Source organism: Paenarthrobacter sp. 10N417 (genome assembly GCF_056394745.1).
Genome location: NZ_JBFTIL010000010.1, coordinates 40,616 through 65,406 on the forward strand (window position 1 = coordinate 40,616; position 24,791 = coordinate 65,406).

Annotated in this window: 21 protein-coding genes; 10 read left to right on the top strand and 11 right to left on the bottom strand. The window is 60.3% G+C overall.

Translation table 11 applies throughout. The annotated features are described in order from the left end of the window. Position 1 precedes the first annotated feature (1 nt). From AC1DCM_RS13960 to AC1DCM_RS13970, 3 genes are all read left to right on the top strand, one after another. The gene (locus tag AC1DCM_RS13960; RefSeq protein ID WP_477518686.1) at positions 2–2,032 is read left to right on the top strand and encodes a PTS mannitol transporter subunit IICBA; all 2,031 of its coding nucleotides are present in this window, start codon (positions 2–4) and stop codon (positions 2,030–2,032) included. Beyond that, on the top strand, positions 2,032–3,180 hold the full coding sequence (locus AC1DCM_RS13965; protein ID WP_442019138.1) for a mannitol-1-phosphate 5-dehydrogenase: 1,149 nt from the start codon (positions 2,032–2,034) through the stop codon (positions 3,178–3,180). The genes AC1DCM_RS13960 and AC1DCM_RS13965 overlap by 1 nt, the downstream gene beginning before the upstream one ends. Positions 3,181–3,434: 254 nt before the next feature. Continuing rightward, entirely contained in the window at positions 3,435–3,773 is a 339-nt protein-coding gene (locus AC1DCM_RS13970) for a DUF8129 domain-containing protein (protein ID WP_477518687.1), read from the top strand. A 76-nt stretch (positions 3,774–3,849) separates the two neighbouring features. Here the strand turns inward: AC1DCM_RS13970 and cycA are convergent, their stop codons facing one another. The 5 genes from cycA to AC1DCM_RS13995 form a co-directional block, all read right to left on the bottom strand. Then, on the bottom strand, positions 3,850–5,310 hold the full coding sequence (gene cycA, locus AC1DCM_RS13975) for a D-serine/D-alanine/glycine transporter (protein WP_477518688.1): 1,461 nt from the start codon (positions 5,308–5,310) through the stop codon (positions 3,850–3,852). 161 nt (positions 5,311–5,471) lie between these two features. Then, positions 5,472–6,233, bottom strand: coding sequence for an ABC transporter permease (locus AC1DCM_RS13980; RefSeq protein ID WP_477518689.1), 762 nt, complete (start codon positions 6,231–6,233; stop codon positions 5,472–5,474). Then, on the bottom strand, positions 6,230–7,009 hold the full coding sequence (locus AC1DCM_RS13985) for an ABC transporter ATP-binding protein (RefSeq protein WP_477518690.1): 780 nt from the start codon (positions 7,007–7,009) through the stop codon (positions 6,230–6,232). Before AC1DCM_RS13985 ends, AC1DCM_RS13980 begins: the two co-directional genes overlap by 4 nt. Next, positions 7,006–7,371: a DUF1048 domain-containing protein gene (locus AC1DCM_RS13990; RefSeq protein ID WP_477518691.1), complete on the bottom strand. Its 366-nt coding sequence runs from the start codon at positions 7,369–7,371 to the stop codon at positions 7,006–7,008. Before AC1DCM_RS13990 ends, AC1DCM_RS13985 begins: the two co-directional genes overlap by 4 nt. Position 7,372: 1 nt before the next feature. After that, on the bottom strand, positions 7,373–7,702 hold the full coding sequence (locus tag AC1DCM_RS13995) for a PadR family transcriptional regulator (RefSeq protein ID WP_431117042.1): 330 nt from the start codon (positions 7,700–7,702) through the stop codon (positions 7,373–7,375). Between the two features lie 85 nt (positions 7,703–7,787). Here AC1DCM_RS13995 and AC1DCM_RS14000 point away from each other — a divergent pair, with 85 nt between their 5' ends. Genes AC1DCM_RS14000 through AC1DCM_RS14010 form a run of 3 tightly spaced genes read left to right on the top strand, consistent with a single transcriptional unit; the run spans position 7,788 to position 10,083 of the window. Next, positions 7,788–8,312: an N-acetyltransferase family protein gene (locus AC1DCM_RS14000; protein WP_477518692.1), complete on the top strand. Its 525-nt coding sequence runs from the start codon at positions 7,788–7,790 to the stop codon at positions 8,310–8,312. 49 nt (positions 8,313–8,361) lie between these two features. Next, the gene (locus tag AC1DCM_RS14005) at positions 8,362–8,811 is read left to right on the top strand and encodes a MarR family winged helix-turn-helix transcriptional regulator (RefSeq protein WP_477518693.1); all 450 of its coding nucleotides are present in this window, start codon (positions 8,362–8,364) and stop codon (positions 8,809–8,811) included. Positions 8,812–8,844: 33 nt separating this feature from the next. Further along, the gene (locus tag AC1DCM_RS14010) at positions 8,845–10,083 is read left to right on the top strand and encodes an MFS transporter (protein ID WP_477518694.1); all 1,239 of its coding nucleotides are present in this window, start codon (positions 8,845–8,847) and stop codon (positions 10,081–10,083) included. A gap of 52 nt (positions 10,084–10,135) precedes the next feature. On the opposite strand, the gene AC1DCM_RS14015 is transcribed toward AC1DCM_RS14010, so the two are convergent. Beyond that, positions 10,136–11,605, bottom strand: a complete 1,470-nt coding sequence (locus AC1DCM_RS14015; protein ID WP_477518695.1) for a sugar porter family MFS transporter — start codon at positions 11,603–11,605, stop codon at positions 10,136–10,138. A 342-nt stretch (positions 11,606–11,947) separates the two neighbouring features. Next, positions 11,948–13,162: a CaiB/BaiF CoA transferase family protein gene (locus AC1DCM_RS14020; RefSeq protein WP_477518696.1), complete on the bottom strand. Its 1,215-nt coding sequence runs from the start codon at positions 13,160–13,162 to the stop codon at positions 11,948–11,950. A 121-nt stretch (positions 13,163–13,283) separates the two neighbouring features. Here AC1DCM_RS14020 and AC1DCM_RS14025 point away from each other — a divergent pair, with 121 nt between their 5' ends. Further along, the gene (locus AC1DCM_RS14025; protein WP_477518697.1) at positions 13,284–14,123 is read left to right on the top strand and encodes an IclR family transcriptional regulator; all 840 of its coding nucleotides are present in this window, start codon (positions 13,284–13,286) and stop codon (positions 14,121–14,123) included. 86 nt (positions 14,124–14,209) lie between these two features. Here the strand turns inward: AC1DCM_RS14025 and AC1DCM_RS14030 are convergent, their stop codons facing one another. Then, positions 14,210–15,670, bottom strand: coding sequence for a purine-cytosine permease family protein (locus AC1DCM_RS14030; RefSeq protein ID WP_477518698.1), 1,461 nt, complete (start codon positions 15,668–15,670; stop codon positions 14,210–14,212). Between the two features lie 266 nt (positions 15,671–15,936). Between AC1DCM_RS14030 and AC1DCM_RS14035 the strand changes: the two genes are divergently transcribed. Continuing rightward, complete coding sequence (locus AC1DCM_RS14035; protein WP_477518699.1) at positions 15,937–17,127, top strand: acyl-CoA dehydrogenase family protein; 1,191 nt, start codon at positions 15,937–15,939, stop codon at positions 17,125–17,127. 217 nt (positions 17,128–17,344) lie between these two features. Next, positions 17,345–19,081, top strand: a complete 1,737-nt coding sequence (locus AC1DCM_RS14040; protein ID WP_477518700.1) for a urocanate hydratase — start codon at positions 17,345–17,347, stop codon at positions 19,079–19,081. Between the two features lie 98 nt (positions 19,082–19,179). Here the strand turns inward: AC1DCM_RS14040 and AC1DCM_RS14045 are convergent, their stop codons facing one another. Together AC1DCM_RS14045 and rraA are read right to left on the bottom strand one after the other, a co-directional pair. Continuing rightward, a complete protein-coding gene (locus AC1DCM_RS14045; RefSeq protein WP_477518701.1) occupies positions 19,180–20,832 on the bottom strand; it encodes an MDR family MFS transporter in 1,653 nt (550 codons plus the stop codon). 132 nt (positions 20,833–20,964) lie between these two features. Beyond that, positions 20,965–21,438: a ribonuclease E activity regulator RraA gene (gene rraA, locus AC1DCM_RS14050; protein WP_477515483.1), complete on the bottom strand. Its 474-nt coding sequence runs from the start codon at positions 21,436–21,438 to the stop codon at positions 20,965–20,967. A gap of 159 nt (positions 21,439–21,597) precedes the next feature. Between rraA and AC1DCM_RS14055 the strand changes: the two genes are divergently transcribed. Continuing rightward, entirely contained in the window at positions 21,598–22,902 is a 1,305-nt protein-coding gene (locus AC1DCM_RS14055; protein ID WP_477518702.1) for an MFS transporter, read from the top strand. Here AC1DCM_RS14055 and AC1DCM_RS14060 read toward each other — a convergent pair. Then, positions 22,899–24,746, bottom strand: coding sequence for an FG-GAP repeat domain-containing protein (locus tag AC1DCM_RS14060; RefSeq protein WP_477518703.1), 1,848 nt, complete (start codon positions 24,744–24,746; stop codon positions 22,899–22,901). The two genes, AC1DCM_RS14055 and AC1DCM_RS14060, sit on opposite strands and share 4 nt — an antisense overlap. Positions 24,747–24,791 lie beyond the last annotated feature (45 nt).

Sequence of the window (24,791 nt, forward strand, 5' to 3'; positions counted from 1 at the left end):
CATGGCAACAGAGTCAGTTGCGAAGCCCCGCACCAGCATGCGGGTTGGTGTCCAAAAGTTCGGAACATTCCTGTCCGGCATGATTATGCCCAACATTGGCGCCTTCATCGCCTGGGGCCTCATCACAGCCCTGTTCATCAAAGTAGGCTGGATTCCGGTCGCGGAACTGGGCGGTTTCGGCACAAATGCCGAGGGAGTTCCCAACATGGGCATCGTTGGCCCCATGGTCAAGTATCTGCTTCCGATCCTGATTGCCTATACCGGTGGCCGGATGGTTTATGACGTCCGGGGCGGCGTGGTGGGCGCCATCGCCACCATGGGTGTCATTGCGGGTACGGACTCGCCAATGTTCATCGGGGCCATGATCATGGGCCCGCTGGGTGGATGGACCATGAAGCAACTTGACCGCCTCTGGGATGGCAAGATCCGGCCGGGCTTCGAGATGCTGGTCAACAATTTCTCCGCCGGTATCTGGGGTGCAGCGTTGGCTTTGGGTGGCTTCTATGGCCTCTCATGGGTTGTCAAGCGATTCACCGAAGGCGCTGGGACCGTTGTCGAGTTCCTGGTCAACAATGGCCTGCTCCCTCTGACCAGTATCTTCATTGAGCCTGCCAAGGTTCTCTTCCTCAACAACGCCATCAATCACGGTGTGCTGACCCCACTGGGCATTCAGCAGTCCCTGGATCACGGCAAGTCCATCCTGTTCCTGCTCGAAGCGAACCCCGGCCCAGGCCTCGGTATCCTGCTGGCCTACATGTTCTTCGGCCGTGGCGCAGCGCGGGCATCCGCTCCAGGTGCTGCAATCATCCAGTTCTTCGGTGGCATCCACGAGATCTACTTCCCGTACGTCCTGATGAAGCCCATCCTGATCCTCGCTGCCATCGGCGGCGGCATGACGGGTATCGCAACCCTGGCCATCACCAACTCCGGCCTCGTGGCTCCCGCCGCACCAGGATCCATCATCGCCGTGATCGCCCAGACCTCCCGTGACAGCTATGTCGGCGTGATCTTGGCCGTAGTCCTGGCAGCTACTGTTTCCTTCCTGATTGCTTCACTGATCCTGCGCACCTCCAAGGACAAGGGCGAGGACGATCTCACCGAAGCCACATCCCGCATGGAAGCCATGAAGGGCAAGAAGAGTTCCGTATCTTCAGCCTTGGTTGGCGACAGGGTGGGGGACCGGGCAAGCGATCGTAGCGGCACCGTTCTTACCCGCCCCGTTCAGAACATCGTGTTCGCCTGCGACGCCGGGATGGGCTCCAGCGCAATGGGGGCCTCGGTCCTGCGCAACAAGATCAAGGCCGCTGGCTTCCCGGAGGTCAAGGTCACCAACTCGGCCATCGCCAACCTGAGCGATACCTACGACGTCGTCGTTACCCACGAAGACCTCACCGAACGCGCCCAGCCCCGGACAGCCAGCGCAGTGCACTACTCGGTGGACAACTTCATGAACAGCCCGAAGTACGACGAAATCGTTGAGCTGGTCAAGACGAGTAACACCGAAGGCCCGGCCGCCGCGTATGCCGACGGAGCTGTTGAAGCAACAGCAGCCCCCGCCCACGGTGCCCATGCCGCCGAGCCAGCTCCCGCCGTCGGGGGTAAGGAAGTACTGCTCCCCGAAAGCGTTGTGCTGAACGGAATGGCGCACGACCGTGATGCTGCGATCGACGAAGCCGGGCAGCTCCTGCTGGACCGCGGCGCCGTGGATGTCAGCTACGTGCACGCCATGCACGAACGCGAGGAATCCGTGTCCACGTATATGGGCAGCTTCCTGGCGATCCCGCACGGCACCAACGATGCCAAGGAGCACATCAGGCACTCGGCCGTTTCCATCATTCGGTACCCGGAGGGCATCGACTGGGGTGGCAAGCAAGTGAAGTTCGTGGTCGGCGTGGCTGGCCTTAACAATGAGCACCTCCACATCCTGTCCTCTATCGCCAAGATCTTCACCAACAAAGCCCAGGTGGCCCAGCTGGAGGAAGCGACCACGGTTGAGGAAGTGCTGGAGCTGTTCGGAAAGGTCAACGCATAGTGAAGGCAGTCCATTTTGGGGCAGGCAACATCGGACGCGGCTTCGTGGGGCTGTTGCTGCACGAAGCCGGCTACGAGGTGGTGTTCGCGGATGTTGCGGATGCACTGATCAGCCAGCTCGCCTCCGCCAGCAGCTACGACGTCCATGAGGTGGGCGAGAACCCGGCGGTCAAAACCGTGGACGGGTTCCGTGCGCTGAACTCGAGTACGCAGGAAGATGCCGTTGTTGAGGAAATCTCGACGGCGGATGTGGTTACCACCGCGGTGGGGCCGCACATCCTGAAGTTCGTAGCGCCGGTGATCGCGCGTGGGCTGGCAGCACGGGAGCCTTCGTTGCCACCGTTGCAGGTGATGGCGTGCGAGAACGCCATCAACGCGACGCACCTCCTGGAAGTGGAGGTCCGTGCGGCCTGGGACGACTCCGCGGCTGATTTGGACTCCGCGGCTGTCTTTGCCAACACGGCAGTGGACCGCATTGTCCCGAATCAGGAGCCGGGCCAAGGCCTGGATGTCACGGTGGAGACGTTCTACGAATGGGTCATCGACCGCACCCCGTTTGGTGATCGCGTCCCCGTCATTCCTGGAGCCACTTTCGTGGACGAGCTTGGCCCGTACATCGAGCGCAAGCTGTTCACGGTGAACACCGGCCACGCTTCTGCTGCGTACTTCGGGTACGCGGCGGGCCTGGAGAAGATCTCCGAGGCCATGGCTGATCCGTCCGTGGCAGCGAAGGTCAGGGCTGTGCTGGAAGAGACCAAGGAACTGCTCGTGGCCAAGCACGGATTCGTGGAGGCAGAGCAGGAAGCGTACGTGCAGAAGATCCTGTCCCGCTTCACCAACCCGTACCTGCCGGATACCGTGGTTCGCGTCGGCCGGGCACCGCTGCGGAAGCTTGGTCGGCACGAGCGGTTTGTCGGACCAGCGGCTGAGCTTGCCGAGCGTGGTGTAACTCCGGTCGCGTTACTGGAGGCGATGTCGGCCGCCCTTCGTTTCGACGACGGATCCGACGACGAAGCCGTGGAACTCGCCAACATGCTCTCCGAACTGGACGCGGCTGCCGCCGTCGAGCGCATTACGGAACTTCCGCCGTCGCACCCGCTGTTCCCGGCGATCCAGAAGCTCATAGAGGACCGCAAAGCCGAAGCCTGATTCTTCTCTCACGTCCTGCGGCTTTTCGGCCGACGTTCTCTCACGTCCTGCGGCTTTTTGGCGGACGTTCTCTCACATACGAAAAGCGCGACGTCGGCACCCAACCCTTGGGTGCCGACGTCGACCGTTATACCGCTCCTCCGAAAAGATCAGCAGCCTTATTTTCTTCTCCGAACGCTGCTACGTTGGCATTGTTAGCTGACGTTGATTGCCGGTCAGGACGCTGACCCGCAGCGGACAACAGGAGGTCTTCAGTGAACGAAATCCCTCAGCACAGTGAGTTGCCCTTGGCGGATTACGACCATATTCCCAGTGGAACCTTGCCGTCGCGCATTTCTGGCCTCGACCAAAACGGCATCGAGCAGCTGCTCAGCTACGAACGGGCACACGGCAGCAGGCTCCCCGTCATCCAGGTACTTGAGCACCGGCTGGAAGCACTCAAGAACGGCGCTGAGCCGAGCGGCACGAGCTCCCCGACCACCCCGGAAGTCAGCCAAACCAGCACGGGTTCGCATGTCAGCCCCGCAACTGCGGGACCGCCGATTAACCCTCCATCACAAGGGGTTCCGACCAATCCGTCCCAGCCGAGATGAACTCACCCGAAACCCGCGGCATGTGAGAGAACATCGCCCAAAACCCTGCGGGATGTGAGAGAGGATCGGGAGGGGGTTAGCGCACCGCCGCCGTTTCGGCTTCCGCCATCGCCTTCCATTCGGCCACGCGGGCCTGGTGAAGCGGCGATTTGCGGACCACGGCGTAAGCGATGCCAAGAATCGCGAACCAGATAGGCGTCACCAGCAGGGCCGTGAGCGTGTCCGGCTGCGTGGTGAGGGCCCAGACCAGGAACGCGAAGAAGGCGAACACAACCCACACCATCGGAATGCCGCCGGGCATCTTGAACGGCGACGCCGCGTGCTGCTCGGGACGGCGCTTGCGGTACACGAGGTAGCTGACAAGGATGATGGACCAAACGAACATGAAGCAGACCGCGGACACCGTGGTCACCATGTCGAACGCTGCGCCGACGTCCTTGCCCGCGTAGAGGAGTACGACGCCGGCCAGCAGCAGGACGCAGGAAAGGAACAGTGCGTTCTGGGGTACTTTGCGGCTGGAGAGCCGGCCGAAGACCTTGGGGGCGTCGCCATCGTTGGCCAGGCCGAACACCATGCGCGAGGTCGAGTAGATGCCCGAGTTGGCTGACGACATGGCCGAGGTGAGCACCACGAGATTGACCACTGTCGCTGCCATGCCCAGGCCTGCCAGGGAGAACATGGCGATGAACGGGCTGTGGCCTGCCTTGAACTCGGTCCACGGGGTGACGGACATGAGGATCACGAGGGCGCCTACGTAGAAGAGCATGACGCGCAGGGGAATGGCGTTGATGGCGCGGGGAAGGTTGTGCTCCGGGTTTTTCGTTTCGGCTGCGGCAGTGCCCACCAGCTCGATGCCCACGAACGCGAAGACTGCGATCTGGAAGCCGGCCACAAAGCCCATGAATTCCTTGGGGAAGAACCCGCCGTGGCTCCAGAGGTTGGTGAAGCTGGCGGTGCCGGCGTTGGACTGGAAGCCGGTGAAGATCATGACCAGGCCAACGACGATCAGCGCGACGATTGCCACGATCTTGATGAGCGCGAACCAGAACTCGGTTTCGCCGAATGCCTTCACGGTGGGGAGGTTCAGGAGGAGCAGGATGATGATGGTCGCAATTCCCGGGACCCACAGTTGAACGCCTGGCCACAGCTCATTGGCATAACCGGCAATGGCGATAACGTCCGCAACACCGGTGACCACCCAGCAGAACCAGTAGGTCCAGCCGGTGAAGAAGCCCGCCCAGGGCCCAAGGAGGTCGCCTGCGAAGTCGCTGAAGGACTTGTAGTTCAGGTTGGACAACAGGAGCTGGCCCATGGCGCGCATGACGAAGAAGAGCATGAAGCCGATGATCATGTACACGAAGATCACGGAGGGTCCAGCCACGGAGATGGTTTTGCCCGAGCCCATGAAGAGGCCCGTTCCGATGGCCCCGCCGATGGCCAGGAGCTGGATGTGGCGGTTGCTGAGCGAGCGTGACAGATGGGGCTCGCTGTCCCTGCTGGAGACGCCGGTCTGCGCCTGTGTTGTCTGATCGGACATTAGTTCAAGAACCCTTCGAAGACCCGGCCAAAATGGTGACGGCCGTTACAAATCTGTTTCGATAAAGCTATAGCTAATGTCTGACCAATTGCTAATCGACACTCACGGCGAAAGCTCCCCTGTGGAAAAGGGGAGCTTAGGCCTGGTTTATACCGCGGCCCTTAGGCGATCTGCTTCCGATACGCGGCCGCCGCGAATGCATAGGCGAGCACGAGGATCCCCAGACACCAGGCCAGGGCAACCCAGATGTCGCCGCCCACGGGTCGCTGTGCGAACAGATCCTGGATGGTGTTCACGATGGACGTCACGGGCTGGTTTTCAGCGAACCAGCGGACCGGGCCAGGCATGGTTTCCGTGGGGACAAAGGCCGAGCTGATGAACGGCAGGAAGATCAGCGGGTAGGAGAACCCGCCGGCACCATCCACGGACTTCGCGGAGAGGCCCGCGATGATGGCGATCCAGGTGAGCGCCAAGGTAAAGAGCGCCAGGATTCCCGCAATTGCCAGCCAGTCCAGCACGCTTGCCGAAGTCCGGAATCCCATAAGGAGGGCCACGGCCACGATGATCACCAGCGAGAGCCCGTTGGCTACCAGCGAAGTGAGAACGTGGGCCCACAGAACCGAAGAGCGTGCGATCGGCATGGACTGGAAGCGCTCGAAGATGCCGCTCTGCATGTCCGTGAACAACCGGACTGCCGTGTAGGCGATGCCGGACGCGATGGCGATCAGCATGATGCCCGGCAGGAGGTAGTTCACGTAGTTGTCCGTATCGGTCCTGATGGCGCCACCGAATACGTAGACGAACAACAACATGAGGGCGATCGGAGTGATCGCTGTGGTGATGATGGTGTCCACGCTGCGGAAGATGTGCCGCATTGAGCGGCCCAGCAGCACGGACGTGTCGGCGAAGAAGTGGGTGCTCATGACCTGTCCTTTACTGACTCGTTGTTACCAGTGCCAACCAAGGCGAGGAAAATGTCCTCCAGGCTCGGCTGCTTCTCGACATACTCGATCTTGGCCGGCGGCAGCAGTTGCTTGAGCTCGACCAGGGTGCCGTTCGCAATAATGCGTCCTTCATGCAGAATGGCAATCCGGTCCGCGAGTTGCTCAGCTTCATCCAGATACTGGGTGGTGAGCAGGACCGTGGTCCCTTGGTTCGCGAGGTTCTTGACGATCTGCCACACCTCGAGGCGGGCTTCGGGGTCAAGGCCGGTGGTCGGCTCGTCCAGGAAAATTACCTTGGGGTTGCCGATCAGGCTCATGGCGATATCCAGTCGGCGACGCATGCCGCCGGAGTATGTCGACACCTTGCGGGCTCCTGCCTCAGTGAGGCTGAACTGAGCCAGCAACTCGTCGGCGATCATGCCTGGGTTTTTCAGGTGTCGCAGTTTCGCTACCAGGATCAGGTTCTCCTTGCCGGACAGCACATCGTCCACTGCGGCGAACTGCCCGGTCAGGCTGATGGACTGCCTTACTTGGAGCGATTCTGTGGCAACATCAAAACCGTCGACGGCGGCAGCGCCGGCGTCGGCTTTCAGCAGGGTGGACAGGATCTTCACCATGGTGGTCTTGCCCGCTCCGTTGGAGCCGAGGAGGGCGAAAATGCTGCCCGACGCTACCTCAAAATCCACCCCGCGCAGAACATGGAGATCCTTGTAGGACTTCTCAATACCTTCTACCCGGATTGCCGTTGTGGTCATGATTCAGCCTCCTTAGCTTTATCGACAGCCTTTGTGAGGCGCTCGCGTTCCTTATCAATCCAGCGCTTTCCGCCGTAGGCTTGGGCAAAGGCCTCCGCGAATTCGATCGGATCTTCGCCCACGATCTCGCTCACGGGCGTTCCGTCGATGGCGGCGCGTTCCCACAGATCCGCGAGATCAGTGAACATCTGCACCATGGTGTCCCCTTCGGTAACCCCGCCGTAGTACATGAGGTACCGGTTGAAGGCTGTGGCCACGGTGAGGTAAGGCTCGGGCAGGGCATCCAGCCGCGCCTTGGCCTGCTTGTACTGCTTCTTCTGCTCGAGTGATCCGGTGACCAGTTCGATCCATTTTGCTGCCATGTCAGTTTCCTTCCTTGCGGAGCTCTTCAAGCCGTTCGGACAAGAAGCTCCAGGTGTTCCAGAATTCGTCCAGTTCGTTTTTGCCCTGCGCGTTGAGCGTGTACACCTTGCGGGGTGGTCCCTTTTCGGACGGGCGCTTTTCGACGTCCACCAGCCCCTTTTGTTCGATCCTGACGAGCAGCGCGTACACAGTGCCCTCAGCGATCTCGGTGAAGCCCTGCTCCCGGAGCAGTGTGGTGATCTCGTATCCGTACGCTGCCTTTCCGGTCAGGAGGGCCAGCACAATGCCCTCCAATGTGCCTTTGAGCATCTCCGTCATCTGCTTGCCCATCGGACACCTCCTTCACTACTCAGTATTACTAGCTACCACTACATAGTACAACTAAGTACCGGTACTTAGCAATACTGAGTTCTGAATGAAATGGCATGCTGGGGTGGTGACCACAGACCCTGCCGCCGCGCCCGCTTTGATGACTGCCGACGTCGACTCCGGAACCTTTAGTCTTCGACGCGCTACCAAGGCTGATTTGCCGCGAATCCTTGCGTTGCTGGTAGATGATCAGTTGGGCGCTACCCGCGAAAATCTGGACGACCTTGCGCCGTACGAGCGTGCTTTTGAAATGATCGACGGCGACCCCGCCCACCTTTTGGTGGTGGGCGAACTCGGCGGGGAGGTCGTTGCCACTTTCCAGCTCAGCTATCTCCCAGGCCTGTCGCGCAGGGGATCGTTGCGTGCCCAGATCGAGGCGGTCCGTGTGGACGATGCGCTCCGCGGGCAGGGGGTGGGCGCGCTCATGATCCAGTGGGCGATCGATCAGGCGCGGGCGCGGGGATGCTCCCTGGTCCAGCTGACCACTGACAAGTCCCGCGCGGCTGCACATCGTTTCTACGAGCGATTGGGTTTTGTCGCTAGCCATGAGGGCATGAAGCTGAAGCTTTGACCTGCTTACGCTTGACTCTTAGGGCACCTAACTATTAGGCTACCTAAATATGACGAGCACTTCGGCTTCCGACCCCCGGCTTCTCCATATAGCGCAGCAATTCCGCGAATCACTGCGCCTGGGCGTGTACATGTTCCGCCGCCTGGATCCGGAAGGTGAACTCACCGCAGCGCAGCTCAGCCTGCTCTCGATGATTTCCGACGGCGGACTCCGCGTGGGTGACATCGCCAAGAACCTGGGGATCAAGGTCCCCAGCGCCACCGAGCAGATCATCAAACTCGAACGCTCAGGCCTCGTCAGCAGGCAGCCCGACGTCAACGATTCCCGCGCAGTCCAGGTGGTCATCACTAAAGCCGGGACCGCCGCCGTCGAATCTGCCAACCAACGCCGAAACGCGATGGTGGCCGAATTGCTCCAAGAGCTCAGCAGCGATGAAATCGAGCAGCTCGCCGCGGCGCTCCCCATCATCAGCAAGCTCAACAGCTCATTCCAGAACTAATCAGAACTAAACGCACCGACAAGGAGCCCTTGAATGTCACGCCAACTGGCTGACGCTTCAGAAAGCGCCGACACAACTACCGAAACCACCCTCGAAGCTGAAAAGGCTTCGTTCCTCAAACAGCCGAAGGCCGTGTGGGCCACTGCGCTCGCTGCCGTGTTCGCGTTCATGGGCATCGGACTTGTGGACCCGATTCTGCCGGCAATCGCCAAGAACCTGGACGCGTCCACCAGCGAAGTTTCCTTGCTCTTTACGAGCTACTTCCTGGTGACGGCGATTGCGATGTTGATCAGCGGCTTCGTGTCCTCGCGTATCGGCGGGAAGAAGACGCTACTGATCGGGCTGGCCGTGATCGTGGTGTTCGCATCGTTGTCCGGTTTGTCCGGCAGTGTTGAGCAGTTGGTGGGTTTCCGTGCTGGTTGGGGATTGGGCAACGCCCTCTTTGTCGCGACCGCGCTCGCCGTGATCGTTGGCGTGGCCAGTGGTGGGACCGGAACGGCCATCATTCTCTACGAAGCGGCGCTCGGCCTGGGTATCTCGCTGGGCCCGCTTCTTGGGGCATTGTTGGGCGGCTGGCAGTGGCGGGCACCGTTCTTTGGAACCGCGGTCCTCATGGCTGCTGCTTTTATCGCACTGCTGGCTTTGCTTCCCAAGACGCCCGCTCCCGCCAGGAAGTCACGTCTGCGGGATCCGCTCCTTGCGCTGGGACACAAGGGCCTCAGCACCACGGCAGCAAGCGCCTTGTTCTACAACTACGGCTTCTTCACCATCCTCGCCTTCACGCCGTTCATCCTCGGCATGGACGCATACGGCATCGGGGGAGTGTTCTTCGGTTGGGGCGTTGCCGTTGCCGTGTTCTCGGTGTTCGTGGCTCCCGTGCTGCAGAAGCGCTTCGGCGCCGTAAAGGTCCTGACCGGCACTTTGGCCGCGCTCATGCTCGACCTCATTGGGCTGGGCCTTGCTGCCGGGCACTCGGTGACTGCCGTCGTCGTGCTTGTGATCGTGGCAGGTGCCCTGCTGGGCATCAACAATACGATTTACACCGAACTGGCCATGGGCGTCTCCGATTCTCCGCGACCCGTCGCATCCGCAGGTTACAACTTTGTGCGATGGATGGGTGGTGCGCTGGCTCCATTCGCCGCGGCCCAGCTGGGCGAGCACTTTGGACCGCAGGTGCCCTTCTTTGCCGGTGCTGTTGCCATGGTGATCGCGATTCTCATTGCCTTCGGCGGCCGCAGTTACCTGAAGTCGCACGAACCGCACCTCGTGTAGCCGTCCCCTTAAGCAGGAAAAAGCCCGACGGAATCCGTCGGGCTTTTTCGCGCTACTTGGGCTCGTTGGACGTCACCGGCAGCGGCACTACCGGTGCGCCCTTGGGAACGAATAGCGTCTCGGCCTGCTCCAGCGACATCCCGTTCGTCTCGGGAACCTTGAACATCACAAAGAAGAACGACGCCGCAGCGAACGCCGCGTACAAGGCGTACGTCAGTGGCAGCGAACCCGCCGCCATGATGGGGAAGCTGAGCGTGATGGCAAAGTTGGCGATCCATTGCGCGGCCGCCGCCAGCCCGAGCGCGCGGGCTCGAATGCGGGACGGGAAGATCTCGCCAAGCAGCACCCAGACGAGTGGACCCCAGGAAGCGCCGAAGCTGATCACGAAGACGTTGGCCGCCACGAGGGCAACCGGGCCCCAAGCGCCGGGGAGGCTGATCTCGGAGCCCGTGCCAACAGCGGAGGAAAAGGCCAACGCCATGACGCCGAGCGAGACAGCCATGCCGATGGAGCCGGTCAGCAGGATGGGGCGGCGGCCAATGCGGTCCACCAGCGCGATGGCCACCAGAGTCACCAAGATGTTGGTCACCGAGGTGGCAACCGAGATGGTCAGGGAGTCCTTCTCCTGGAATCCGACTGCTTTCCAGAGGGTGGTGGAGTAGTAGAAGATCACGTTGATACCAACGAACTGCTGCAGCACTGACAGGATGATGCCGATCCACACCACTGCCTGCAGGCCGAATGTCTTGCCGCGCAGAGAGCCCTTCTTGGTGGACAGTTGGTCCTGCTGGATGGATTCGCGGATATCGCGGATGTGCCGTTCAGTATCGTCGTTGGGGATGAGGGTATCGAAGATGGTCCTAGCCTGGTCTTCCTTGCCGTTGAGCACCAGGAAATGCGGCGACTCGGGCAGGCGGAACGCGATCCAGCCGTACACGGCGGCCGGCACGGCGCAAGCGATGAACATCCAGCGCCAGGCTTCCATCCCAAGCCAGAACGTGCTTCCGGCGCTGCCGGCCGAGTTGGCCAGGACGGCGTCGGACAGCAGTGCAGCAAAGATACCGGTAGTGATGGCGAGCTGCTGGAGCGATGCCAAGCGGCCTCGCACGTGCCGCGGGGAAATCTCGGAAATGTAGGCCGGTGCGATGACTGAAGCAAGGCCGATGCCCAAGCCCCCAACCAGGCGCCAGAAAATCAGGTCCCACACACCAAATGCCAGCCCTGTACCAATGGAGCTCACCAGGAACAGGAGGGCGCCGATCTTCATGGCCGGAATGCGGCCGTAGCGGTCGGCGACCTTGCCGGCCAGGTAGGCTCCCAGGGCGCACCCCAGCAAGGCGACGGCGACAGCAAAGCCCGTGACGGCCTCGCTCATCAGGAATTCGGCCTTCATGGCATCCACGGCACCGTTGACCACGGAAGAATCGAAGCCGAAAAGGAAGCCGCCCACCGCTCCAGCGACGGCCAGGCCGATCACTTTCCTGGACACTGGGGGCACGCCTTTGGTGCTGGGATTGGACATGGATCTCCCTTGGGAATGGTGGTGTGGGATTCACTGTGCGGGACGTCGTCGGCTGTTCCGACGGGGACGCCGGTGCACACGCGCTACACAGTGTGGCATGGCCTATCCGCCAAGTTCCAGTCAAGGCGATTCAGATGACGTGCATTCACTAAATGAACGCAGCGGTCCTGATTGGTGGCTGGGAGAGGGCTGGGAGGTTCCGGAGGTGCCTGCGCACGGCACAGTGGGTCACCCTTGGCGCCACTACTTGAAGGCAAAGCACGACGGCGGCAGGTGCGTCGCGAGTCAAACGCACGTGCCGCCGTCGCCGACTTCCACGTCAACAAGTCCGGCTCCAAAGTGCTAGCGGCTATTTCCGAACGTCCTGCCAGTCCATTGCGAAATGAGGTGGTTATGTTGACCAAGCTGTGGAGCCGGGCGTGGTGGCACGGACCCTGTTAGACGCAAGGGGGACGCCAGGGTAGCGAATCCGTCTTCCTCCAGAGCCACCAGACCGCGTTCCTGTGCGTGCTCATTGGTAAGGGCATCCGTAACGGTACGCACCTGCGCAACGGGAACCTGATGGTGCTCCAACAGGGCCACGGCTTTCTCTGTTGCCATGGCGCCAAGGGCATCTTCCAACTCAATGCGGAACTCGGCCGAATGTCTGTTTCTCGCGGTCTGCTGGCTGAATCTCGTATCGGACAGCCACCTGTTTCGATCGAGAGCCGCCGCTAACCTGGGAAACAGTCGGTCGCCTGCAATGGCTATGGCGATTGAGCCGTCCATCGTCTTATAGGTGCTGAATGGCGTGGACATGGCGTGGTCGTTGCCGCAGGCTGTAGGTTCTTCTCCGTGCAGGGCGCGCATGCCTACTGATTCCAAAATGGAAACCAGGCTGTCCAGCATTGCCAAGTCGATGTGTTGGCCTTTTCCGGTGGTATGGCGTTCCTGAAGAGCGGCCAGTGCGGCAGTAGCCCCATAAATTCCAGGAATGACGTCACCGAGGCTGACTCCTACTCGCGTCGGCTCGCCGTCAGGCCAGCCGGTGACCGACATGAGACCGCTCATGGCCTGGGCGATCAAGTCATAGGCGGGGGCGTTGCGAAGCTTGCTGGTTTGCCCGAATCCACTGATGCTCACCACGATGAGACGCGGATTGATCTGCCGTAGTTTTTCTGCACTGATGCCGAGGCGTTCCATGACTCCCGGACGGAAGTTCTCAACCAGGATGTCCGCTGTTTGGGCAAGGTCGACGAGAGTGCTGGAATCTTCGTCGTCCTTCAAGTTAAGGGTGATGCCGTACTTGCTTCGGTTGAACAGCCGGTAATAGCCCGATTGACCGTTGACACTTGGGCCGAAGTGGCGCGAGTCGTCTCCCTCGGGACTCTCAACCTTGATGACCTCGGCGCCGAGGTCGGCAAGGATCATTGCACAGAAGGGGCCAGCGAGAACGCGGGAAAGATCCAGGACCCGGATACCGTGGAGTGCGCCTTGAGATCGCGAAGCTGTGGCATCTTCCGGCTGTCCATCGTGCACGGGCAGAAGGCCGGAAGGGACTCTTTGCGTGGTGGTCATTTGTGTTCCTTACATTGGCAGGTCTTCTTGGTTCCATCTCAACAGCACGCCCTTTTGGAATGAAGTGAAGGACCTCCAAGCTGTCCGACATACCGGACGATACGAGGAGTATGCTTCGGACATGAACGGAGCTTTGCCGAGATCGAAAGCGCCCGCTGCCGCGCAGGTACTTGCCGTGCTGAGGTACGTTGCCGGTCAAGCGGGACCAGTGAGCGCTTCAGCAATTGCGAGGGACGTAGGGCTGCCTCGGTCCACTACTTATCAACTGATCTCTGCGTTGATTGATGATGGATTCCTGCTGCATCTTCCCGAGGAGAGAAAATATGCGCTTGGAGTTACGGCCCACGAGCTGGGGACCGGCTATTCGCGTCAGGCTCCTCTTCAGCGCATAGCGCGCTTTCCATTGGAGCGACTGGTCGCCCGTACGAGGCGGACAGCACACCTCGCGGTGATGCATGGGAGGGACGTCGTTTATGTCATTGAGGAACGTGCTCCCCGGCAGCGTCCCCTGGTGACGGATACCGGGGTAAGGCTGCCCGCTCATTTGACCGCGAGCGGAAGGGCAATGATGTCGCGGATGGACCGTGCCCAAGTCTCGGCGCTCTTTCCTGGCCCGGAAGCCTTTTCGGCCCGGAACAGCAATGGTCCTCAATCAGTGCCCGCACTGGAGGATCTCCTGGCAAGAGCGCGTACCCTCGGTTACGCCTGGGAGCAGGACGAGATTACTGAGGGCTTTTCCTCCGTGGCCGTTGCTGTACTGGATAGGCAACGATATCCCGTAGCAAGCGTGACGTTGACTGTTTCTAACCGGGCATTCCTACCGAGCGAGAGGCGTCTTAGAAACGACGACGAGTCGGCTGAGGAGAGGGCATTAAGGATCGAAGACGTTGCCCGGACCTGGATCCCAGAGGTTAATCGGTGTGCCCGGGAGATCTCACGGAGGCTTGGAACCCACAACTGACGAAAACGAGCAGCTGGGCGCCTTGAGGGGCGCCCAACTGCTCGTTTTGCATCTCCTCGCCGCGCTTTGTTGGGCGAGCTAACGCTTTAGTGGTTTAGGGCTGTGCCCACTCCGGCAGGGACAGCATCGACGGGATAGATCATTTCGCTCGGGGCGGTCGAATTCCGCTTAGCCAAGGGGAAATACAGGGCTGCTGTCACAACCAGTCCGACCAACCAGGAGATGTCGGCTCCGCCCAGCAGCTCAGTCATCGGACCGGTGTACAGGGCTTGGGCCAGGAATGGTATCTGGACGAGAATACCCGCAGCGTAGGACAGCAACGCAGTCTTGTTCCACCGCCCGTACCGTCCGTTCAAGTCGTAGAGTGCCGGGATATCCACCTTTTCCTTGGAAACCAGGTAGTAATCAACAAGATTGATGGAACTCCACGGGATGAAGACCATCAGCAAGAGCAGCACGAAGTTCTTGAAGTTTGCTATGAAATCCGGTGAGGCGACAACAGCAATGACTACGGACAATCCAATGAAGCCCACCACGTACGCGAAGCGGGTCCACGTTGCCACCTTGGTCTTCCTGGTAAACGCTGTAACGGACGTGAGCATCGTCATGTATCCGCCGTAGGCGTTGAGAGTGTTGACTGTCAGTTTGCCGATGACGATGACCAAGTAAATTACGAGTGCTATGGCACCTCCACCGCTGAGCCCTCCAAGGAATGCAACCTGTCCGTCCAGGAACCTCGAACCCTTCGGCAAGGCAAGGGAGGCGAAGAGCGCGCCGAGAGTCATGGACCATTGAGAGCCGATAACCGTGCCCAGGTAGCAAGCCCAGAAGGTCTGGCGTACCGGCGTTTTCGATGGGAGATAGCGGGAGTAATCGGCAACGTAAGGGCCGTATGTCAACTGCCACCCAGCGCTGAGGGAAACGGCCAACAGGAATGTGGGGAACTGGAACTCAGCGGATCCGAGGAGCGCACCCACATCATGGCTGGTAAACAAACGAATGCCCAAATACCCAAAGCCCAGGATGCCGGCAACCGTCGCGATGCGCCCCATGAGGTGGATGTACCGGTAACCCAATGTTGCAACAAGGATTGTTAGGGCCCCGAAAATCACCATACCCACAGCGGGTGTGCCCGTCTGCAGGATCTGATCCACTGCCTGGCCGGCAAGCACAGTTCCAGTGGCGGCAAAGCCGAGATACATGATGACAACCAAAATCAGGGGAATTACTGCACCCAGGATGCCGAACTGTGCTCGGCTGGAAATCATCTGTGGCAGTCCCAGACGCGGTCCTTGGGCGGCGTGCAGCGCCATCACTGCAGCACCCAGAAGATTGCCGATTAAGAGGCCGATAATGGCCCATAGCGCGTCTGCTCCGAAAAGTACCGCCAAGGCGCCATCAACGATCGCAGTGATCTGCATGTTGGCCCCAAACCACAAAGTAAATTGCTGGGCTGGTGAACCATGGCGTTCGTTTTCGGGAACGAAGTCGATGGAACGCCGCTCGACCCGTGTCCCGCCTGCCCCAGTATTTGTTGCTGTCTGCATGGTGTTCCTTAATTATTTGAACGGAGAGTCCAGGTCCCCCTACCTGCGATCCATCTGAGCATGATCGGTGTTTTACATCACGAAAAACAAGTCACGTTCCGTCCGGTATTTCGGACGATGTCTCGAAAACTGTGACCTGAGCCATTTCGCGGTCCTCCGACGTATACCTTCAGAAAAGACTGCCGAACGCTGAAGCTTCCCGAGACGCTCCCTTCTGGCCGTTCATTGAAACCACCTTCCCGTACACGCCTTCAATGGAGGACCGCATGACTACACAATCTGTTGCCAAGGTAGATCTCCCCTATTCCGATGGGGACTTCTTCCACTTTGAATCGATGCTTCCCGCCAACGAATCTTGCCGTCTGGATGAGATAAGGAGCTGGCTTGAGGCGGAGGTCCGCCCAGTAGCAGCTGACCACTGGAACCGTAGCGAGTTTCCCCAACACCTGATTCCCAAGGTTGCGGAACTCGACATCATCAGTCCTGTCCGCCGACAGGGGCATTCCCACCTTTTTGCCGGCATGTTGACGGCGGCAATCCACAGGGTTGACGCGTCCTTCGGGACATTCTTCAGTGGCCACGACGGCTTGTTCACGGGTTCCATTGAGCTGCTGGGTTCCGAGGAGCAGAAGGCTGACTGGCTACCGGATTTCTACTCCCTCAAAAAGACTGGCGTCTTTGCCATTACTGAACCGTTGGCTGGTTCCGATGTTGCCGGAGGGACTCGGACCACGGCGCGTCGGGATGGGGACAACTGGATCCTCAACGGCGAAAAGCGATGGATCGGCAATTCGACGTTTTCGGACTACGTGATTGTCTGGGCCAAGGACACCCATGATGAGCAAGTTAAGGGCTTCCTCGTAGACACGTCAACGCCAGGGTTCAAGGCGACGCTTATTCCGAACCGAATAGCATTGCGCGCGGTGCAGAACGCCGACATCGTTCTGGAAGACGTGATCGTCCCCAACGGTATGAAGCTCGCGGGAGCGAACAGCTTCCGTGACACCAACAAGGTCCTGAAGAGCACACGTGCCACTGTCGGTTGGCAAGCCGTGGGACTTCAAATGGCCGCCTTTGATGTGGCACGCAAATATGCAGTAGAACGCCACCAATTCGGCAAGCCCATCGCGAGCTTTCAGCTGATCCAAGAACAACTTGTCACCATGCTGTCCAACGCCCAAAGTTCCATGGGCATGATGGTCAGGCTGGCCCAGCTCGAGGACGAAGGCAGGTCCAAGAACGAGCATTCGGCGATGGCAAAGGCATTCGTCACAAAACGGATGCGCGAGTCGGTCGCCATCGGCCGCAGTGTCCTCGGTGGCAACGGGGTGGCCGTTGACTACGAGATGGCAAAGATCTTCTGCGATGCGGAGGCCATCTATACATACGAAGGGACATATGAAATCAACACCTTGGTGGCTGGCCGGGCGATCACGGGACTTGCGGCGTTCGTTTAGCACCCCCTGCCATCCCAAAGCGATGAGTGCTTCATCATCCCTTCCATCGTCCGGTACTTCGGACAGGATGCTCGCTTTTTCCTCCCTCAACCTAGGAAAATCCGGCCTACTTAGATCAGTAGCTCGTGGGCATAAAGAGACTCAGATATGAAGCTCCCTGTGCTTGGAGACAAACCATGGATCAAACGTTCCATGGATATTTCACGAAGGAGTCATCATGGCACCCGCCGATTTCACTACTGGTGCCCGTCCGGTTAAGGCCGCGCGGGGTACTGAGCTTACTGCCAAGTCGTGGCAGACTGAGGCGCCGTTGCGTATGTTGATGAACAATCTGGATCCGGAGGTCGCTGAGCGTCCGGATGATTTGGTGGTTTACGGCGGTACGGGCCGTGCTGTTCGGTCCTGGGCTGCGTTTGATGCGATCACCCGGACCCTGGAGACGATGGAGAAGGACGAGACCTTGCTGGTGCAGTCCGGCAAGCCGGTGGGTGTCTTCCGCACCCACGAGTGGGCGCCGCGCGTCCTGTTGGCGAACTCCAACCTGGTGGGGGACTGGGCAACGTGGCCGGAGTTCCGCCGCTTGGAGGCCGAGGGCCTGATGATGTACGGCCAGATGACCGCCGGGTCCTGGATTTACATCGGCACGCAGGGCATCCTGCAGGGCACGTACGAGACGTTCGCCGCGGTCGGGAATAAGCTCGCTGCGGAGGGTCGCCACCCGGCGCCTGCTGCTGATGGTTCGTCGGAGGGACCGTTGGCTGGGACCCTGACCCTGACCGGTGGGTGTGGTGGGATGGGCGGTGCGCAGCCGCTGGCCGTGACCCTGAATGATGGTGCGTGCCTGATCGTGGACGTGGACGTGGACGAGACCCGTCTGCGCCGCCGCGCCGGGAAGCGGTACCTGGATGAGGTCGAAACGGATCTGGATGCCGCGATCGCGAAGGTCCAGAAGGCCAAGGCCGAGCGCCGTGGCTGGTCGGTGGGGTTTGTGGGTAACGCCGCGGAGGTGTTCCCGGAACTGCTGGCCCGTCATAAGGCCGGGGAGGTGACCTTTGATGTGGTCACGGACCAGACGTCCGCGCATGATCCGTTGTCGTATTTGCCGGAGGGCATCACGGTGGCGGAGTGGCACACGGAGGCTGCTGCGGATCCGGAAGGGTTCACGAAGAAGGCCCAGGCGTCGATGGCCCGTCAGGTGCAGGCGATGGTGGAGTTCCAGGACGCCGGGGCCGAGGTCTTTGATTACGGCAACTCGATCCGTGATGAGGCGCGCAAGGGCGGGTATGACCGGGCGTTTGAGTTCCCTGGGTTCGTTCCGGCGTATATCCGTCCGTTGTTCTGCGAGGGCCTGGGCCCGTTCCGTTGGGTTGCGCTGTCGGGGGATCCGGAAGACATCGCGGTGACGGACAAGGCGATCAAGGAGTTGTTTCCGGAGAACACGCACCTGCACAAGTGGCTTGACGCTGCGGCGGAGCGGGTGGAGTTCGAGGGCCTGCCGGCACGGATTTGCTGGCTCGGGTACGGCGAGCGGGCCAAGGCGGGGTTGTTGTTCAACCAGCTGGTGAAGGAGGGCAAGGTCAAGGCCCCGATCGTGATCGGCCGTGACCACCTGGACTCCGGTTCCGTCGCGTCCCCGTACCGGGAGACCGAGGCCATGGCCGACGGCTCGGACGCGATTGCTGACTGGCCGTTGCTGAACGCCCTGCTGAACACCTCCTCGGGCGCTACCTGGGTGTCGATCCACCACGGCGGCGGTGTCGGTATCGGCCGGTCCCTGCACGCCGGGCAGGTTTCCGTGGCTGATGGCACTGACCTGGCCGCGGAGAAGCTCGAACGGCTCCTGACCAACGACCCCGGCATGGGCGTCATCCGCCACGTCGACGCCGGCTACGACCGCGCCGTCGAAGTCGCCAACGAACGCGGCGTCCGCATCCCCATGAATGAAGGCAAGTAGGCAAGAACCACAAAAGGAATGGCAGGTGGTCCACGGACTACCTGCCATTCCCCTGTCGAACGACTGAACCGTCTAAAAGTCCAGCAGTTCCTCAGGACTTAGTGGGCCGGGACAGATTCCTTGGCTGCTGCCTTCGGGTCCATGAGCTTCTTGTTAGGCAACGCGAAGCTGATGAGGAAGGCGACGAGCATCAGGCCAGCTGCCGTGAGCATCACAGTGTCAATTGACTGCGCGAAGCCCTCGGTGATGGGCCTGGTGAGGGTGCTGTTGGCTGCGTGAAGCCAGCTGGTGTCGTTCAGGGAATCGTTGTTGGCGCCATTCTTGAAGAAATCGAAGAGCTTGGCATTCGCGGGATCTGCCGCCACGGCCGGATCCTTCATCACCGCTTGGTAGTCCGGGCTGGAAGCAGCGGTCTTCATGCCATCGGCGATCTTGTCCGCGGCCAGGCTGAACAGCATGGAGATGAACACAGCCGTGCCCACAGCTCCACCCATGGAACGGAAGAATGCCGCCGTGGAGGTTCCGACGCCCATGTCCTTCGGGGGCACCGATACCTGCATGGCGAGTGTCAGCGGCTGCATGCAGAAGCCCAGGCCGACACCGAAGAACACGGCAATGAGTCCGGGAACCCAGAGACCCGTGTCCACGCCGAGCACCAGGCCCATGACGAGTGCGGCTCCAGTCAGGGTTGCCGTACCCAGGATGGGGAAGATCCGGTAAACGCCCGACGAGGAGATGGTGCGCCCGGCGCTGATCGAACCGAACAGGATGCCCACGGTGAACGTGATCATCATGAGCCCGGCTTCGGTGGGGGTGAGCCCCTTCACCAGCTGCAAGTACATGGGGAGCATGGCGATGGCGCCGAACATGCCGATGCCGATGATGAAGTTCAGCAGGGATGACAAACCGAAGGTTGCGTTCTTAAAGAGACGCAAGGGGATCAGCGCGTAGTCCCCGGCCCGCATCTCGGCGAACAAGAAGGCCACGATGCCAACGACGCCAAGGCCGTAGCAGATCCAGGATGAACCCGATGCCCAGCCCCAGGACCGGCCTTGCTCGGCGACAAGAAGGAGCGGAACGATTGCCAGGGTGATGGCTGCCGCGCCCCAATAGTCGATCTTTTGTTTCACGTGCCGTGCAGGGAGGTGAAGGAACATAAAGACCACGGTGAGTGCGGCCAGGCCAATGGGAAGGTTGATGAAGAATACCCAGCGCCAGCCGTCGAAGCCCAGGATGGTCGATGTTCCCGCGAAGGCGCCGCCGATGACAGGGCCAAGGACGGAGGAGATGCCGAATACGGACATGAAGTAGCCCTGGTACTTGGCCCGGTCCTTCAAAGCAACGATGTCGCCGATGATGGTCAGTGCCAGCGCCAAAAGGCCACCTGCGCCAAGGCCCTGAACGCCACGGGCGATTGCAAGCTCCGTCATGGAATGGACCGACCCGGCATAGAGGGATCCGGCCAGGAAGATCAGGATGGCTGCCAAGTACAGCGGACGGCGCCCGAAGATGTCGCTGAGCTTGCCGTAGAGCGGCGTACTCACAGTAGAAGTGATGAGGTACGCGGTGGTGGCCCAGGCCTGGAGTGACAAGCCGTCGAGGTCGTTGGCGATGGTGTAGATGGACGTCGACACAATGGTCTGGTCCAGTGAGGACAGGAACATGCCGAGCATGAGTCCCACCATGACGGTGAGCGTCTGACGATGGGTCAGGACCTCGCCGGCGGCCCGGACGGGCGCAGATTTGGACATATCTTCTCCAGAGGTGGCAGAAAAGTGGATTTAAGCAGGATAGTTGCTTTCAGTAACTATCCTAATGCCTGTTTGATTCCCGGAAGAAGAATGTTTCTTGAACAACCTTCGTAAGTCGGCCAGTCCCCGGGGTCAGCGCTCCACAAGAATGCCATCCGGATCGCTGTAGATCATGACACCGGGTTGGATCCTCACACGGTCAATCACCAGCTGGACATCAACCTCACCTACGCCCGTCTTAGCGCTCTTCTTCGGGTTGCTGCCCAGCGCCTTGATGCCCAGCGGCAGGCGGGCAAGGGCTTCGCGATCCCTGACGGCTCCGTTAATAATCACGCCTGACCAGCCATTGGCCACAGCACTTTCAGCGATCATGTCTCCCATGAGGGCAGTCCTCAATGATCCCTGTCCATCAACCACCAGAACGGCTCCTTCGCCGGGCGTCCCAAGGACGGTCTTCACCAGCGCGTTGTCCTCGAAGCACCTGATGGTGCGTACCTGTCCGCTGAAGTGCGTGTGACCGCCCAGGTTCTGGAACTGGACTGCAACCGACTCCAATTCCTCGCCTCGATCGTCATAGAGATCAGCCGTATTAATCTGCTCGCTCATGTCCTTCTCCTCCATACGTTTGAGGCCACACTAACGCGTGCGCCACGTGAGCGGCACGGGCACGTCGTGGGCTATGTGGATAACTGAGGTGAACTTCGGTTCCATGCCCTTCACCCGCGCTAATCTGAATCCAGACGTTCAATCTAGGGGGAACCTGCCATGAGCCTGTCCGACCTGCCCGGTCCTGTACCGGACCCCGCCATAGTCCGGGGCGGCACGGCCACAGCTCTCGCCGAACCAGTGGACCGGGTCCGCACCCTGTGGATTACTGGCGTCGTGCTCATCAACGTGGGCATCAATGCCGCATTCTTCGGCCCCATCCAGGTGCTCCTTGGGCAGCAGGCGGCGCACTTTGACGAAGCCCAAAAAGAAGCGATCCTCGCTCTGGTCACGGGCTGCGGCGCAGCCGTCTCCTTGGTGGCCAACCCCTTGTTCGGCGCTTTCAGTGACAGGACTGTGTCCCGCTTCGGACGCCGCGTTCCGTGGGTCCTCGTGGGAGCGATCCTAGGGGCAGTGGCACTCGTAGGACTGGCGGGAGCGCCGAACGTCGCAGTCATGACGGTGCTGTGGTGCTTGGTGCAGACCGGGTGCAACGGCGCTTACGCTGCCATCACGGCAGCGATTCCAGACCGCGTTCCAGTGCCCCAACGCGGCACTGTCGGTGGTTTGGCAGCCATGGGACAAACAGTTGGCATCCTGGCAGGCGCGGTGATTGCCGCCGTCGTGGCTGGAAACTTTGCCGCAGGCTACCTGGTGTGTGCAGCGGCGCTGCTGGCCGGCGTCGTGCTTTATCTGTTCAAGAATGACGACCAGCCGCTTCCAGCCCAGGCGCGTCCACCGTTCAGTCTTGTGCGTTTTTTCCAAGGCTTCTGGGTCTCCCCGAAACGCTACCCGGATTTCGCCTGGGCATGGCTCACGCGCTTGCTGGTGAATATTGGCAACCACATGGTCACGCTCTATCTGCTGTTCTTCCTCAGCGATGCCGTGCACGTGAAGGAAACCGAGGGCATCGAACCTGCATTCGGAGTGCTTATCCTGACCGGTCTGTATGCGGTCATGGTGATTATCACCAGCGTGATCGGGGGAACATTGAGCGACCGGATGGGCAAGCGGAAGCCTTTGGTGATCGCGTCGTCCGTGATCATCGCTATAGCGTCATTGATCCTCGGGTTTGCACCGACGTGGGCCGGCGCCATTACGGGCGCCATTGTCCTGGGCATCGGTTTTGGTGCCTATCTGGCCGTTGATTTCGCACTGATCACTCAGGTCCTGCCAACGGCGCTGGACCGTGGCAGGGACCTGGGTGTGATCAATGTGGCGAACTCGCTGCCGCAGGTGGTTGCCCCGCTGATTGCTTTCCCGTTTGTCACGTACTGGGGCGGCTACGTCTCGCTGTACGTAGCCGCCGCAGTCATCGGATTGCTGGGCGCCGTGTTCGTGGTGAAGATTAAGAGCGTTGTCTAGAAGACGGCGGTGAAGTTGCCCCAGCCCCAACCGACGACGGAGGACCCACTCCATCCACCCGCGCCGTTTCCGTAGTACATGTGCATTCGACCGGAATAGTCGATCCCATAAACATCCTGATGACCGTCTGCGTTGAAATCGCCGGCCGCTCCAACTCTGGCCATCACCTGCCACCCAACCCCTATGACCTGGCGTTGATCGATGGTGGAGCCATCGACTTGGTAGCTATAGAGCAGCCCGGAGGGAGTTCGGCCCATCAAGTCCTCGACGCCGTCGCCGTTGAAGTCGCCGGCTGGGAAGACCGTGTTGAACATGTTCCAACCAGTTCCGATCGGGTATCCACCGTAGGTCAGGCCACCACCGCTGTAGCTGGCGAATTGCCACAAGGTTCCGTTGGCGTCGCGGCCGTAAATGGCGCTATGGCCACCGTCGATGTTCGTACTGGTTGCTGAAAAGATGGTGTTGAAGACATTCCAGCCTGTGCCGATTTGCCGCGGTTGGAGCCATCCGCCTTGGCCGTCTCCCGGATAGAGGAAGAGGCGGCCCTCGGTATCCCGGGCCACGACATCGTTCTTGGCATCGCGGTCAAGATCGCCTGTCTTGAAGATGGACGTCATCCCAGACCATCCCTGCCCGACAGCGCGGGGCGCCTGCCACCCGCCCTGTGCTGACGTGGGATACATGCTAAGGATGCCGGACCGGTCGCGGGCCAGGAAATCCGTTGTTCCATCGCCATCGAATCCACTGGACCAGTGGGAATCCTTGATATTTTCCTTCCATTCGCTGGTCACAACCCGCAAAGTGTCCCAGCCGGACGAAACGGTGACCTCAGCCGCGACAAAGTGCTCGGAGTAGGCATGAGCCTGGTCCTGCGGAGTCGGACGATAGGTTGCACCGCTCGGTCGCTCCGCATAGGGAGGTCCGACCCAGCGGTACTTGACAATTGGGCTTGCCCCGGGCGGAATGGATACCTCGGAAAGGCTGAAGTCAGTTCGCAGAATGGAGCCAACAGCTCCTTCACCCAATACCTTGGGGCGACGAGGCTGAATAACGGGGCCTGCCGATTTCGAGACGACCATCGTGGGCAGAAATCCAGGTGAATAGACCTTCGCTCTGAAGGAAACCATCGAGCCTACGGCAAAAGAGGACAGGTAATAGTCATAGGACTTGTACTCGAGGTCCACCCCGTCAAGCATCCACTGGTAGTCAGCATGGGATACTCCGCCTTTCCACGTTCCAAGGTTGGTTCTCGCCCAAATCCCGGTTTCAGGCGGCCCCTCAATGTAGGCAGGCGTCAGGTTAACGTTTGGCTGAAGTTTTATAGCCGGGTTACTGACGGTGAACGTAGCCTGCGGAAAGTCATCCGTCACAGACGAAGCCCCGCTGTATTTTCGGGGGTCTATTGTCGCGGATGAACCGTCAGCAAAGCGAACCCTGGCCTGTCTGAGTGTGTATTTTCCGGTTGCCTCGCTTGCCTGCACGGTGCGAACTGCTGTCCCGTTAAGTTGTGGCTGGGCATCAGGAGAGAGTTTCCAGAACATGAAGCTCTCCGTTGCCCCGGATTCATCCAGCATTACAAAATCTACCGAGGTTGCAGGTCGTGCAACCGTGAAATTCAATCGGAGCTCACCACCCACGGGAACGGTTGCCGTGCTTGCTGCGCTGATGCTCAAGAACGCCGGATCCGGCGGCCATACGTAGGACTTCACGGCTGACGAACGAGCGCCTATTGGCGCTGCCTCAGCAGTTGGGGTGTGCAGAAGAAGACTCGCCAGCATGACCGTTGACACTAGTGCCAGGATACGCAGATGGCGGCCTGAGAATCGGGTGGAACAATTCGTCATGTCCAAGTCTCCTAAAGAGAAGCTGCGTTGCCAAAGGGCGGAAGA

Coding starts and splice junctions, on each gene's coding strand:
- AC1DCM_RS13960 (WP_477518686.1), top strand. CDS start 2: ATGGCAACAGAGTCAGTTGCGAAGCCCCGCACCAGCATGCGGGTTGGT.
- cycA (WP_477518688.1), bottom strand. CDS start 5,310: ATGTCCGATCAGACAACACAGGCGCAGACCGGCGTCTCCAGCAGGGAC.
- AC1DCM_RS13980 (WP_477518689.1), bottom strand. CDS start 6,233: ATGAGCACCCACTTCTTCGCCGACACGTCCGTGCTGCTGGGCCGCTCA.
- AC1DCM_RS13985 (WP_477518690.1), bottom strand. CDS start 7,009: ATGACCACAACGGCAATCCGGGTAGAAGGTATTGAGAAGTCCTACAAG.
- AC1DCM_RS13990 (WP_477518691.1), bottom strand. CDS start 7,371: ATGGCAGCAAAATGGATCGAACTGGTCACCGGATCACTCGAGCAGAAG.
- AC1DCM_RS13995 (WP_431117042.1), bottom strand. CDS start 7,702: ATGGGCAAGCAGATGACGGAGATGCTCAAAGGCACATTGGAGGGCATT.
- AC1DCM_RS14000 (WP_477518692.1), top strand. CDS start 7,788: ATGAAATGGCATGCTGGGGTGGTGACCACAGACCCTGCCGCCGCGCCC.
- AC1DCM_RS14005 (WP_477518693.1), top strand. CDS start 8,362: ATGACGAGCACTTCGGCTTCCGACCCCCGGCTTCTCCATATAGCGCAG.
- AC1DCM_RS14010 (WP_477518694.1), top strand. CDS start 8,845: ATGTCACGCCAACTGGCTGACGCTTCAGAAAGCGCCGACACAACTACC.
- AC1DCM_RS14015 (WP_477518695.1), bottom strand. CDS start 11,605: ATGTCCAATCCCAGCACCAAAGGCGTGCCCCCAGTGTCCAGGAAAGTG.
- AC1DCM_RS14020 (WP_477518696.1), bottom strand. CDS start 13,162: ATGACCACCACGCAAAGAGTCCCTTCCGGCCTTCTGCCCGTGCACGAT.
- AC1DCM_RS14025 (WP_477518697.1), top strand. CDS start 13,284: ATGAACGGAGCTTTGCCGAGATCGAAAGCGCCCGCTGCCGCGCAGGTA.
- AC1DCM_RS14030 (WP_477518698.1), bottom strand. CDS start 15,670: ATGCAGACAGCAACAAATACTGGGGCAGGCGGGACACGGGTCGAGCGG.
- AC1DCM_RS14035 (WP_477518699.1), top strand. CDS start 15,937: ATGACTACACAATCTGTTGCCAAGGTAGATCTCCCCTATTCCGATGGG.
- AC1DCM_RS14040 (WP_477518700.1), top strand. CDS start 17,345: ATGGCACCCGCCGATTTCACTACTGGTGCCCGTCCGGTTAAGGCCGCG.
- AC1DCM_RS14045 (WP_477518701.1), bottom strand. CDS start 20,832: ATGTCCAAATCTGCGCCCGTCCGGGCCGCCGGCGAGGTCCTGACCCAT.
- rraA (WP_477515483.1), bottom strand. CDS start 21,438: ATGAGCGAGCAGATTAATACGGCTGATCTCTATGACGATCGAGGCGAG.
- AC1DCM_RS14055 (WP_477518702.1), top strand. CDS start 21,598: ATGAGCCTGTCCGACCTGCCCGGTCCTGTACCGGACCCCGCCATAGTC.
- AC1DCM_RS14060 (WP_477518703.1), bottom strand. CDS start 24,746: ATGACGAATTGTTCCACCCGATTCTCAGGCCGCCATCTGCGTATCCTG.